This is a genomic window from Vibrio sp. JC009 (genome assembly GCF_029016485.1).
GTDB lineage: Bacteria > Pseudomonadota > Gammaproteobacteria > Enterobacterales > Vibrionaceae > Vibrio.
The window spans coordinates 937,864-949,651 of sequence record NZ_CP092106.1 but is presented as its reverse complement, the minus strand read 5'-3'; the positions used below and the strand labels follow the sequence as shown (position 1 = coordinate 949,651).

10 protein-coding genes are annotated in these 11,788 nt (G+C 45.6%); 6 read left to right on the top strand and 4 right to left on the bottom strand.

The genetic code is table 11. From position 1 onward, the window contains the following. The first annotated feature begins 59 nt into the window (after positions 1–59). Positions 60–1,445, top strand: coding sequence for an ATP-dependent RNA helicase DbpA (dbpA, locus tag L3Q72_RS04455; RefSeq protein WP_275131468.1), 1,386 nt, complete (start codon positions 60–62; stop codon positions 1,443–1,445). A gap of 84 nt (positions 1,446–1,529) precedes the next feature. After that, entirely contained in the window at positions 1,530–2,135 is a 606-nt protein-coding gene (gene cobO, locus L3Q72_RS04450) for a cob(I)yrinic acid a,c-diamide adenosyltransferase (protein WP_275131467.1), read from the top strand. Between the two features lie 169 nt (positions 2,136–2,304). Here the strand turns inward: cobO and L3Q72_RS04445 are convergent, their stop codons facing one another. Both L3Q72_RS04445 and udk read right to left on the bottom strand, forming a co-directional pair. After that, positions 2,305–4,485 (bottom strand): AsmA family protein, encoded by a 2,181-nt coding sequence (locus tag L3Q72_RS04445; RefSeq protein ID WP_275131466.1) that lies wholly within the window; start codon positions 4,483–4,485, stop codon positions 2,305–2,307. 120 nt (positions 4,486–4,605) lie between these two features. Next, positions 4,606–5,247, bottom strand: coding sequence for a uridine kinase (gene udk / locus L3Q72_RS04440; protein WP_275131465.1), 642 nt, complete (start codon positions 5,245–5,247; stop codon positions 4,606–4,608). A gap of 228 nt (positions 5,248–5,475) precedes the next feature. Here udk and L3Q72_RS04435 point away from each other — a divergent pair, with 228 nt between their 5' ends. Then, on the top strand, positions 5,476–5,877 hold the full coding sequence (locus L3Q72_RS04435; protein WP_275131464.1) for a type II toxin-antitoxin system RelE/ParE family toxin: 402 nt from the start codon (positions 5,476–5,478) through the stop codon (positions 5,875–5,877). Next, positions 5,870–6,160 carry a NadS family protein gene (nadS, locus tag L3Q72_RS04430; protein ID WP_275131463.1) on the top strand — a complete coding sequence of 97 codons (291 nt, stop codon included), beginning with the start codon at positions 5,870–5,872 and terminating at the stop codon, positions 6,158–6,160. The genes L3Q72_RS04435 and nadS overlap by 8 nt, the downstream gene beginning before the upstream one ends. A gap of 62 nt (positions 6,161–6,222) precedes the next feature. Here the strand turns inward: nadS and apbC are convergent, their stop codons facing one another. Further along, entirely contained in the window at positions 6,223–7,287 is a 1,065-nt protein-coding gene (gene apbC, locus L3Q72_RS04425; protein WP_275131462.1) for an iron-sulfur cluster carrier protein ApbC, read from the bottom strand. Positions 7,288–7,644: 357 nt separating this feature from the next. Between apbC and metG the strand changes: the two genes are divergently transcribed. Then, a complete protein-coding gene (metG, locus tag L3Q72_RS04420; RefSeq protein ID WP_275131461.1) occupies positions 7,645–9,699 on the top strand; it encodes a methionine--tRNA ligase in 2,055 nt (684 codons plus the stop codon). A gap of 261 nt (positions 9,700–9,960) precedes the next feature. Beyond that, positions 9,961–10,776, top strand: coding sequence for a hypothetical protein (locus L3Q72_RS04415; RefSeq protein WP_275131460.1), 816 nt, complete (start codon positions 9,961–9,963; stop codon positions 10,774–10,776). A gap of 63 nt (positions 10,777–10,839) precedes the next feature. On the opposite strand, the gene fadR is transcribed toward L3Q72_RS04415, so the two are convergent. Further along, entirely contained in the window at positions 10,840–11,679 is an 840-nt protein-coding gene (gene fadR, locus L3Q72_RS04410; protein ID WP_275131459.1) for a fatty acid metabolism transcriptional regulator FadR, read from the bottom strand. Between the last annotated feature and the right edge of the window lie 109 nt (positions 11,680–11,788).

The following is an 11,788-nucleotide window of genomic DNA, read 5'->3' as shown; positions in this document are numbered from 1 at the left end:
TATCTTGCACCCGTAATTTTATGGCTGATACCAAACTCCACTTAATTAAGGAATATCCCTTGAGCACAACTCCTTTTTCTCAACTCCCACTTTCGCAGGCATTACTGCAGAACCTTGATTCTATGGGTTATACCGCAATGACCCCGATTCAGGCTCAGTCACTACCACTAATGCTGGCAGGTAAAGATGTTATCGGACAGGGTAAAACCGGCTCAGGGAAGACTGCGGCGTTTGGGCTTGGCCTTCTGACCAACCTGAACGTGAAACGATTCCGGGTGCAGTCACTGGTGTTATGCCCTACCCGCGAACTGGCCGATCAGGTTGCAAAAGAGATCCGTCGCCTGGCGCGTACTATCCACAATATCAAGGTACTGACTCTGTGCGGCGGCATGCCGATGGGACCTCAGATTGGCTCACTTGAGCACGGTGCTCATATTCTGGTGGGAACGCCGGGCCGTATTCTTGACCACCTCGATAAAGGCAGAATCGACCTTTCCGAGCTGAATACGCTGGTTCTGGATGAAGCTGATAAGATGCTGGAGATGGGCTTTCAGGAAGCGCTGGACGCCATTATTGAACAGGCTCCGGTCCAAAGACAAACCCTGTTGTTCAGCGCCACCTTCCCGGAGCAAATTGAGAATATTGCCAAGCGGATTATGATTGCACCGCAGCGCGTAAAGGTGGAATCCACCCACAGCGAAACCAGCATCAAGCAGCAGTTTTTCAAAGTTGAAGACAACGACGAACGCTTGCAGGCAGTGAAAAAACTGTTGTTACATTATCAGGCAGAGTCGACGGTTATCTTCTGTAATACCAAGCGCGAAGTTCAGGAGGTTGCAGACGAGCTTTATCATTCCGGCTTTGATGTTATCGATCTGCATGGCGATCTGGAGCAGAGAGACAGAGATCAGTCACTGACTATGTTTGCCAACAAAAGTATTTCTATACTGATTGCTACCGATGTGGCGGCAAGAGGCCTGGATGTAGACAACCTGGATATGGTCATTAACTATCAGATTTCCCGTGATCCTGAAGTGCATGTTCACCGCATCGGCCGTACCGGACGTGCAGGTAGCAAAGGTGTTGCATGTAGTCTGTTCAGCGAAAAAGAGATGCACCGGGTGATGATGATTGATGAAATGCTGGATGCTCCAATCGAGCCGGTTCCTCTTCCGGGCGATGAAGTACTTTCAAAACCGGCTTTCGAAGCTCAGATGAGAACCATTGAAATCGCCGGCGGTAAAAAACAGAAAGTCCGTGCCGGCGATATTCTGGGCGCTCTTACCGGTGATAAAGGCATTGATGGTAAAAAAGTCGGCAAAATTAACCTGTTTGCCATGCGTTCCTATGTGGCAGTGGATAAATCCGTTGCTAAAAAAGCACTAAGTAAGCTTGAACACGGAAAGCTTAAAGGGCGTAAATTTAAGGCAAGGATTCTTAAATAACCAGAAAACCATTTATAAATCATGGTTTTTACTTTCTCCGCCTTCTTCTATTATTAGCGGTGAAGGTTTAAAGGAGTAAAGCAAATGGTTTCGCAGGAACAGAAAGATTCAAGACACAAAGCCCGCCAGCAGAAAGTAAAAGATAAGGTCGATCAGAAGGTTGAAAAGGCTCAGGAGGAGCGTGGACTTCTTCTGATCATTACCGGCAATGGTAAAGGAAAATCCACATCTGGTTTCGGTACCATTGCCCGCGCTGTCGGTCATGGTCAGAAATGTGCTGTGGCTCAGTTTATCAAGGGCACCTGGGATAACGGTGAAAAAAACCTGCTGGAAAAGCTTGGCGTCGAATTTCAGGTAATGGCAACAGGCTTTACCTGGGAAACCCAGGATAGAGAAGCCGATACCGCCGCTGCGCAGCTTGTCTGGAGCGAATGCAAAAGAATGCTGCAGGATGAGTCTATCGATGTGGTGTTGTTTGATGAGCTGACTTATATGGTCAATTACGATTACATTGAACTGGATGAGGTTCTGGATGCGCTTGAGAACCGACCACGAGAGCAGTCTGTCATCATCACAGGACGTGCGGCACATCGCTCTCTGGTTGAGCTTGCTGACACCGTATCTGAAGTAAAAAATATCAAACACGGCTTTAAATCCGGACTGAAAGCACGGAAAGGTGTTGACTGGTAGATCCCCGCCTCCGCCTGACTCTTATACACAAGTTTGAGGAGCCAAAGAATGCTCCCCCTTCTATTAGCTTTATCAACCAGTTAGGCTTTCTCACTCAAGGGGGAGAACCGTTCTCTGGTCACTTTAATATTTGTGTATAAGAGCCAGGCTGTTAGCTGATAGCTAACAGCTAGTTAAACAACCCTTTCAACAACTGGTCCGCCAGATTCTTAGTCTCTTCATCTCCGGCTTTATCACCCAGAAGCTTCTTAAGACCGCGCTGAGCTTCCTTTTTAGCCTTCTCTTCCAGCTCTTTTTTCTTCTCATCTTCCAGAGCCTTCAGTAACTGGCCTAGCTCGACCTTATACTTAGGATCAGTCCACTTGTTATAAACGCGAACAGGAATAGTCACATCTCTCAGCTCATCGATATCTTTACCGCCCTGTCCTTTGGAAGTACCTACGATTGATGTATCGAACAGAAAATCCATGGTCTCTTTCAGATAATTGGTTTCACCTTTACCTTTAATTCTCAGGAAAGGAGAAGCCATGGCAAGATCATCTGTCTTCGCAACCCCTTTAGACAAAGTGATAGTCGATGTAAGAGCTGAGAAGTCCGTTTTCTTCTGTTCAGCATCTGCGCTTGAAATGTCTTCACCTTTCAGCTTGGCCTTACTTTCGCGTACAATCTGCGCAATATTGATTCCGTTCACGGCACCATCAGCAAAGTTAATCTTAACCGTACCGGCAAGGTTTTGTTTTATGCCTGTCGGTGTCAGGCTTTTACCCTTAACGGCAACATCAATATTCCCCGTACCTTCCAGCATTTCATTTTCAGCTACATCTTTTAGTAAAGGCAGCACCTTAACTCCGGTGATCTGGTTATTCACCGAATAAGTGGCAGGCGTTTTTCTGCCATCAAGCTTAGCACTGGCTTTGATAGCACCTTCATAAAGGTTTGAGCTGAAAGAAGACAGAGTGACTACGCCTCGGTTAACACTAAACTTAGCATTCACATTCTGCATGTGAGCGTTGCTTGCCTTAAACTTATCGATGGCAATACTGCCCGCAATATCCAGCGTTTTCAGCGCAGAAAGATCGGGTTCGGCTTCTGGAGCCGGAGCAGACGCTTTAGTCGGCTCTTGCTTAGCTGGCTGCGTTTCACCCGATTTCGCTGTTTCTGAAGAAGTGGTATCTGGAGTCTTATTCAGGCCCAGAAACTCATCCAGATCGATGTCCGGGCTGTGAATATCAAAACGAATTGCCGGGATATCTGCCAGAGCAACGTTTGCATTACCATCAAGCTCAATATCATTGAGTGCCAGCTTTTCAATGGCCAGATTCAGCTTCTGTTTTTCCATCTGGAAATCAAAACCGAATTTACCATTGATATTCATTGGTGATTGAGGAAGTGCTTCTCCTTCAAATACAGATTTCAGCTCAATATTGTCCAGCTTCACCACGCTGATGGCTTTATCCACCAGCAAGGTTGCAGCCAGATTTACATCAAGCACCATATCCGCCGCATTACCTTTTACTGCCACCGTTAGCGGGCTTAAGTCATCAAAAGCAAAGCTTTCCAGTGTCACTTTTGCGCTGGAAATATTGGTTGCCGGGTCGCTAAAGCTGGAGTCCAGTTCAATATTACGCAGCTGATAGCTAACCAGATCTTCTGCCAGCTTAAGTTCTGCCTGACCTTTAGCCGCAAACTTCTGCGCATTATTCTGGCCTTTGGCTTCAAATGTCGCAGTTGTCCACTGATCAAACGCAAACTCAGACACAGCCAGACCCACATCATACAGCTTGGTGTAACTGCCCGCTTTATCGTCACGGATTTCCATCAGCGCATTGGTAATGGAAATACCTGCAAGATTAATTTTCCATGATTGCGCCTCGCCACCACGGGTTGCTACCGGTACGGACTCAGACTTTGTACCTTCATTAACAGCAGGAGATGTTACCGGATCACCCTGCACCGGAGCAGATGTCAGTGAATCCAGGTTACTCTTACCATTTTTCAGAGTTTCCAGATAAATCTCTGCACCATCTAAAGTGACGCTACCAACGTACAATTCACTATCCAGCAGTGGCATCACTGAAACATCAACATTGATCGCATCGATTTTCAGCAGGTTTTCATTTTTAAAGCCCTGCGGATTTTTCAACTCAGTTTTGCCCATGGACAAACCAAGGCTTGGGAAGAAACTCCAGTTAATATCGCCTTCAATAGCCAGATCCAGACCGGTCTGCGCTTTGGTCTGTTCAACAATAATTGGCTTAAACTGATTAGGATTAACAAACAGAACCAGGGCTGCAATGGCGATAACCACAAGCGCAACCGGGATCCCTAGGATAAGAAGCAGTTTTTTCATTTTTTTCGTCCCTGAGAAATAGAAACCTAGACACTAAAAATAATAGATAACAAAAACAAAAGATGGCACATATAGTGCCATCTTTTCAATTGGATAATAAGCTTTATAGCCAACTATTTATTAAGATTTCAAAAGCTTGGCAATATGTGCTTTCAATACGTCAATCGCAATCCGGTTTTTACCACCACGCGGAACGATAATGTCTGCGTACTGCTTTGAAGGTTCGATAAACTGCATAAACATTGGACGAACCGTCTTCTGGTACTGCTTAAGTACAGATTCCATGGTTCTGCCACGCTCTTCCACGTCACGCTTCACACGGCGAAGAAGACAGATATCAAGCGGCGTATCCATAAAAATAGAAGCATGCATCAGGTCACGCAGTCTTGGGTCAGTCAGCAGCAAAATACCTTCTAAAATGATCACCTTTTTAGGCGTAAAAGTTGTGGTATCTTCTGTACGTGTGTGCTCTGTGTAGCTGTACTCAGGGATCTCAACCGCTTCGCCTTTAAGCAGAGCCTCAAGATGCTCACAAAGCAGATCGTGATCAAGAGCATTTGGGTGGTCGTAGTTAGTTTTAACCCGCTCTTCCATGCTCAGGTGGCTTTGATCAGCATAGTAACAGTCTTCTGTTATTACTCCGATTTCATGATCGCCTACTTTTTCCAGCAACTCGTTATAAATCGTTCTTGCTATTAAGCTCTTTCCCGAAGCAGAAGCGCCAGCAATTCCTACGATGACGCATTGATTATTTTCAGACATGATTCGCACTTGGTGATAATTGAATAAACCGCATGATTATATGTGGTTCGAGGGGGAGTTGCTAGTGGCTGATGGTTAACTTAGTATATTTTTGTTCCCATCAATAAATGTCCACTATGCGTTAATTGAGTATTCACTCGCAAAGCCTGCTCTATTTTGTTGTAAGGTAATCCGTTGAAACTTATATATCCCCTCAGCTTTACATACCTAGGGTGCTGATATCAGTGGTTGCATAGAAACCCCTCATGGGAGTACAATGTACCCGCTGGTTATATTGAGGATAAGCCAATTAGCCACGCAATTGAATTTATAGAAACACCTATATTTGAATCTCAGCGCAAAGAGCTGATAAATGATGATGAGTTTAGAGAGCTACAATCGGACATCATAAAAAATCCAAAGTTCGGGAAACTGGTAATCGGAACAGGGGGACTTAGAAAAATAAGACTCGCCAGCTCTAACACTGGTAAAAGTGGAGGGTATAGAGTTTTATATCTTTTAGTTTTACCTGATACCGTTTATCTGATGATGATCTATAAAAAAGGGCGAAAAGACAGTCTAACAAACCAAGACAAGAACTTGCTTAAAGAAGTTTCGCAATCTATTAAGAGGAGGCATGCTAATGGGTGATAGTATTTTCGATGATCTGTATGCATCAATGAAGCAGGCTGAATCAATAGCCAAAGGCGAATTAAAACCAGCAGGCGTAACACGCTATGAAGTAGCGGATGTTAAAGCAATCCGGGCACAACTAAACGTCACACAAAAAGAGTTAGCTTCTGCTATGGAAGTAAGTGTTGAAACAGTAAAAAGCTGGGAGCAAGGGAGAAGAAACCCAACAGGTTTAGCCTGTAAAGTCCTCACTCTTATTAGCCAAGACCCTTCAATATACAAAAAATTTGCGGCTCACTAGCCCCCTACTTTTCAGAGCGGAAGCTGTTACAACCTCCGCTCTGATAGCTGACGGTGAAAAAACTACTTCACTTCAGTAAAAGAAATCATCTCAGGCTTTACCTTCCCTTCCCAGTAAATCTTACTGGCGACGGTTTCTGCCAGAGACAGATAAATCGCGGTATGCTCACTGTCAGGGCGGGAAACTACGGTTGGTTTTCCTGAATCGATATCTTCACGCATGGTGATATGCAGCGGCACCTGAGCAAGGATGGATGCACCAAACTCCTGAGCCATTTTTTCTGCGCCATTGGTGCCGAAGATATGCTCTTTCTCGCCACAATGGCTGCAGATGTGATAACTCATATTTTCAACAATGCCCAGAACAGGCACATTCACGCGCTCGAACATAGCCAGACCTTTGCGGACATCAGCCAGTGCCAGATCCTGTGGTGTGGTCACAATAACAGCGCCAGTTACCGGGATCTGCTGAGACAGGGTCAGTTGCACATCACCTGTACCCGGTGGCATATCAATCACCAGATAATCCAGCTCAGGCCAGTCAGTTTCTTCAAGCAGCTGTCCCAGAGCCTTTGACGCCATTGGGCCACGCCAGATAGCGGCTTCAGATTTATCCACCAGATAACCGATAGAGTTGGTATGAATACCGAAAGATTCAATTGGCACCATAAACTGACCGTCGCGAACGGCTGGAGTATCGTCTTCTTTACCCAGCATAATAGGTACTGAAGGGCCGTAAATATCAGCGTCCAGCAGACCTACCTCTGCACCGTTGGCCTTAAGCGCCAGAGCCAGATTTACAGCAGTTGTGGACTTGCCCACCCCGCCTTTACCTGAGGTAACAGCGATAACATTTTTCACTTTGCTTAACTGAGACTGCACCGGCGTTTCCATAGCACGGACATTCAGAGAAACATTCACTTTATCGGATTCAACATCCTGCTCATCCAGCCAATTGGCAAACGACTCAAATAGAGTCGATGAACAAAACGGAAATTCTACACGCACGGTTTTATCAGCAAGCAGCTTTACAATCCCCGTCTGCTCGCTCCAGTTTTCCACAAGCAAAGGGTGAGTAAATTTGTTTAACCAATCACACACTGACTGCTTAGAGTCAAATAATGACATATATTGCTCCTTATTATAATTCCCCTTACTCAATCCCGGTCATTTGAAGAATGGTAACGGGCAGGTATCGATAAGCAAACCCTCCTTGCCAGGGAAGGCAAGGCGGAGCCCCATGGATGGGTTCATGCGTGTTTGTGTTCGATACCTGTTCGTTACCATTCCCCCGTCCAGGTGCAGGGTTGAGATCATGCTACCACCAGCCGGACTGCAACTAAACCCCATAAATATTGAGGAATAATCAACAAACGGCCTGATATTTATCGGTGAATCATTGATTACAATCTTGGAGTAAGAGTGCGATTAAGGTAGTATTATCGCCTTAATTTTTAATACCTATCAAAAAGCGAATAAATAAGTATGGCAACTGATCCAAGAAACCTTTCTCCAAGGAAACTACTGGTAACTTGTGCCCTTCCGTACGCTAACGGTTCTATCCACCTTGGTCATATGCTTGAGCATATCCAGGCAGATATTTGGGTTCGTTATCAGCGCCTTCGCGGCAACACTGTAAACTTCATCTGTGCAGACGACGCTCACGGCACGCCAATCATGCTTAAAGCGCAGCAAATGGGTATTACTCCGGAAGAGATGATCGAAGCAGTAAGCGAAGAGCATCAGAAGGATTTTGCCGGATTTGATATCAGCTTTGATAACTATCACAGCACTCACAGTGAAGAGAACCGTGAACTGGCTTCTCTTATCTACACTCGCCTGAAAGAAAACGGCTTTATCACCAGCCGCACCATTTCTCAGTTGTATGACCCTGAAAAAGAGATGTTCCTGCCGGACCGTTTTGTAAAAGGCACCTGCCCTAAGTGTAAGTCTGAAGATCAGTACGGCGACAACTGTGACAACTGTGGCGAAACTTACAGCCCGACAGAACTTATCAACCCAAGATCTGCAGTATCTGGTGCGACACCGGTAATGAAAGATTCTGAGCACTTCTTCTTTGACCTTCCGCAGCTTGAAAGCATGCTGAAAGAGTGGACACGCTCAGGCTCACTTCAGACAGAAACCGCAAACAAGATGCAGGAATGGTTTGAGTCAGGTCTTCAGCAGTGGGATATCTCACGTGATGCACCTTACTTCGGTTTTGAAATCCCGGGTGAAAAAGACAAATTCTTCTACGTTTGGCTGGATGCGCCTGTGGGCTACATGGCTTCATTCAAGAACCTGTGTGACAAGCGTGATGACCTGAACTTTGACGAATACTGGGGCAAAGACAGCGATGCAGAGCTTTACCACTTTATCGGCAAAGACATTGTTTACTTCCACAGCTTGTTCTGGCCTGCAATGCTGGATGGCTCTGGTTTCCGTAAACCAACTAACGTTCTTGTTCACGGCTATGTAACCGTAAACGGCGCTAAGATGTCCAAGTCTAAGGGCACCTTCATCAAAGCGGCAACTTACCTTGATCACTTAGATCCTGAGTGTCTGCGTTACTACTACGCCGCTAAGCTGAACAGCAAGATCGATGACCTTGACCTGAACCTTGAAGACTTCACTCAGCGTGTAAACTCTGATGTGGTCAACAAGATTGTTAACCTGGCTTCACGTAATGCCGGCTTTATCACCAAACGCTTTGAAGGCAAGCTTTCTGCTGACTTCGCAGAGCCTGAGCTTTACAAAGAGTTTGCACAAGCGGCAGACCGTATTGCAGAGCTTTACGAAACCCGCGAATTCAGCCGTGCTATCCGCGAAATCACCGCTCTGGCTGACAAAGCAAACCAGTACGTGGATGAAAAAGCACCCTGGGTTGTGGCGAAAGAAGAAGGTAAAGACAAAGAACTTCAGGATATCTGCTCTGTGGGTATCAACCTGTTCCGCGTTCTGATGACTTACCTGAAGCCTGTAATGCCTGAGCTTGCAACACGCACTGAAGCATTCCTGAACCAGGAGCTGAGCTGGGAAGGTATCGCTTCACCGCTGACAGACCATGAAATCACTAAGTTCAAGGCTCTGTTTAACCGTATTGATCCTAAGAAGGTTGAAGCTATGGTTGAAGCATCAAAAGAAGATGCAGCAGCAGAAAAAGCAGCGGTTGAGAAAGCGGCTGAAACTGAGCTTTCTAAGGACCCGGTTGCAGACGAAATCGAATTTGACGACTTTGCAAAAGTAGACCTTCGCGTAGCTAAGATCGTTTCCTGTGAAGAAGTACCAAAGGCGAACAAGCTTCTGAAACTTCAGTTGGATATCGGCGGCGAAACACGCCAGGTATTTGCCGGAATCAAGTCGGCTTACAAGCCGGAAGATCTTATCGGTAAGCACACGGTTATGGTAGCAAACCTTAAGCCTCGTAAGATGAAGTTCGGCATGTCTGAAGGCATGGTTCTGGCTGCTGGCCCTGGTGGTAAAGACCTCTGGATTCTTGAGCCACACGAAGGTGCTCAGCCTGGCATGCGTATTATGTAAGACGGCTAACTATACGAATCTGATTAAGCGGCGGCCTTTTGGGTCGCCGTTTTTATTTGTACTCACCATATTGGTGCATACTGCCCGCCAATCGCCTCTTTTTAATCCACACAAAAACCTATCTATCTGTAATTATTATAAAAAAAACACTGGCACTATTTATGCTCAGTAATACCAATACCAGTAATTAGCGGTTCAGCGATTGCTAGGGTTGGTATAAACCAGGTATTTAAAAAAGATGGAAAGGAGACCGTTATCGTTATGTTCGTTGTTTTAGCAATCCTGCTGTCTGCCGCAATTCTGGGATTTATGTATCATATCTCTCAGGTTAATGAGTCAGGTTTTCGACGTAAGTATGAACTGATCACCGAACTAAGAGATCTTGTGGACTTCTGCCGCCTGCACAGAGCTGAGTCACACAAAGTACTCGCTTTTAACCAAAAATCAGAGCAGCAAATTGAGCATATAGAAACGTCACTGCTGACGATAAGCAAGCAGTTAATCGAGAGTGCCAGCTACGAAAACAAATCCATCTACCGGATCCTGCAAACAAGAATAAAAAAAATGCTGGATGAATGGCGCTATATCAGTATCAGTCAGAACCAGATGGTACACGGAAAGACCATAAGGCACTGCCTTTTCCTGATTGATGAAATAGTCCTGACATGGCTGATAGAGAAGCACAGAAGTGACCTCAGTGACGAATACAACCTCAACTGGCAGCAGATTATCGATACGCTTGAAGCTCTCACCCGTTTCAGAATTGCAATTCAGGATATTGGCACAGAAGTCGGAAGCTCAAGGCTGGAAGGTTGCGCAGCCATTCTTTTACGCAAAGTTTATCAACTGGAAATCATTGATCCTTTGGCAACAGAGAACACAGAGACAAATAAGGTATGTGAGCAGCTCAGGAGAATTGCCAGCCCCGGCAGAGTGAAGTTTACCGATGAACAGCTCTATACCATTTCATCGGATATCTCTTTAATCGTTTTTAATACCTATGATCAGATGCTGGAAAGCATAACCAATACTATTTACGAACCTTTACCGAAACTCAATCCACAAAGAGATCTGTAATACCGAAACAAGAAGACCCGCATAACGCGGGCCTTCACTAAATTTGTCATCTGTTGTAGTAGATCAGCTATCGTCTTCGGTGAAATCCGTTGGCAGCGTCTGCTTCATCTCATTCCAGATCTGTGCACTGGCAAGGCCGTACTGGCGCACCACCATTGGGATCTGCTCTCTCTCACCTGACTCGCAAACCGCCAACAGTTCTTTATAGAAGCTTAGCGCCAGCTCTCTGGCCTGAGGGTTTGAGAAATAATAGTTGCCTACCCTGTCATACAACTTTTTAATGCCATTGAATATCAGGCCGTAAATCTGGTTACCTGAATGGAATGCCAGACGCTGGAACAGCATGTAATCATAGAAATTGAAAGTCTTTGCAACTAACTCAGCCTGTCTTACTTCTTCGTCTTTGTCGCCATCACACTTGATAGACTGCTGAAGCTTCTCAGCATAAGGCGACTGTTCTACAAATGCTTCCCAGCTATGCGCATTAATAAGGCTTTCACAGGACTCAATCACACTTGAGATGGTTTTCTCTGACGCCTCTTTGCTTGCTTTGAAAGCGTAGCGCATAAAGATTGGGCTGATATTGGTTCTGGCTGCCAGCAGATCTTCCACAATGCTTGTGGCATTATCGGCATCCAGCGTCATCAGAGTATCCAGAATATGAAGACCCGAAGTCTCCATAAACTTATTTACCCTGGTTGGTTTACCATGCTGAATGGTCAGCCAGCCATCTCTTGCAAGACGCTGAAGTACTTCCCGCAGTGTCGTTCTCGTTACACCGATAAGCTCTGACAGCTCCCTTTCTGCAGGGAGAATAGAGCCTGGAGCAAAACGACCGTTCCAGATACTTTCGATAATATACTTTTCAGCAAACCCAGCCGGGCTCTTTGCCTTGATGACCATATGGTGCAATTTCCAACTTTATTTCAGTAAGTTTAATCAACTCATCATACCACTTGTTGCTCTTTCCGAAAACCAAAGGGTTGCAGATACAGAACGCATAGCTATATAG

Coding starts and splice junctions, on each gene's coding strand:
- cobO (WP_275131467.1), top strand. CDS start 1,530: ATGGTTTCGCAGGAACAGAAAGATTCAAGACACAAAGCCCGCCAGCAG.
- L3Q72_RS04445 (WP_275131466.1), bottom strand. CDS start 4,485: ATGAAAAAACTGCTTCTTATCCTAGGGATCCCGGTTGCGCTTGTGGTT.
- udk (WP_275131465.1), bottom strand. CDS start 5,247: ATGTCTGAAAATAATCAATGCGTCATCGTAGGAATTGCTGGCGCTTCT.
- nadS (WP_275131463.1), top strand. CDS start 5,870: ATGGGTGATAGTATTTTCGATGATCTGTATGCATCAATGAAGCAGGCT.
- apbC (WP_275131462.1), bottom strand. CDS start 7,287: ATGTCATTATTTGACTCTAAGCAGTCAGTGTGTGATTGGTTAAACAAA.
- metG (WP_275131461.1), top strand. CDS start 7,645: ATGGCAACTGATCCAAGAAACCTTTCTCCAAGGAAACTACTGGTAACT.
- L3Q72_RS04415 (WP_275131460.1), top strand. CDS start 9,961: ATGTTCGTTGTTTTAGCAATCCTGCTGTCTGCCGCAATTCTGGGATTT.
- fadR (WP_275131459.1), bottom strand. CDS start 11,679: ATGGTCATCAAGGCAAAGAGCCCGGCTGGGTTTGCTGAAAAGTATATT.